Here is a 721-nt window from a genome sequence, read left to right on the forward strand (position 1 = left end):
GGCATGCCCGCATCCGCGCGGTCGGCGGCGTCGTGCCAGGATCGGATTAGTCCAACAGACATTTATCCATCGGGCGCTCAAGCGTCGGAGCGAGACCACGCTCACTGCCATGCGCCCGATGGATAAATGCTTAATAGTTATGCGCCTTATGTGAGAATTTGAGAAAACTTAGATGGGAAATGATAATTTTATGTATTTGATTTTGTTAATTATGTTGTTAGTGATCATCTATCTGACATGGAGAGTTTTAGGGCTCAAAAGTAAACTTGAAAAAACACTAAAGTTACAACACGAGGCAATTGCCAATAAACAGCCTTCAGTAGAAGCAGTAAATGACCTTTTTTTCGTTTCTGAAGAAGCAAAATTAATTTTCGTTTTGCTTTATGTAGATAATGAAGAGAGAGCCAAGTTGCTCGGTATCACTGAAGAAATGTATGAGTCTATTGAGCTTGCAAAGAGTTGGAAATCAAAAATAATAAAGGTCATTCACCCGGATCGTTGCAAGCACCCGCAGGCTAATGAGGCTATGAGCAAAGTTAATTCGATTTATGCTAGGATGAAAAAGTATGCCGAATGAAGACAAAGCTCAAAGCAGTAACTTACCTGTAACATTGAAAAGTGTAGATAAAAACTACAAAAAGCCTGGCCTTGATCATCGTTTGGTCCACTGTTGCTAAGCTGCCACAGGGACGAGGTGCGGCTGCCTCGCCGGGCGCGGTCG

General features: G+C 43.0%; 1 protein-coding gene. It reads left to right on the top strand.

Annotation, left to right across the window (positions count from 1 at the left end; genetic code table 11):
• Positions 1-172: 172 nt before the first annotated feature.
• The gene (locus tag G3446_RS27120) at positions 173-577 is read left to right on the top strand and encodes a hypothetical protein (protein WP_164456745.1); all 405 of its coding nucleotides are present in this window, start codon (positions 173-175) and stop codon (positions 575-577) included.
• The last annotated feature ends 144 nt before the right edge of the window (positions 578-721 follow it).

It is taken from the genome of Thiorhodococcus minor (genome assembly GCF_010820565.1).
Lineage (GTDB): Bacteria > Pseudomonadota > Gammaproteobacteria > Chromatiales > Chromatiaceae > Thiorhodococcus > Thiorhodococcus minor.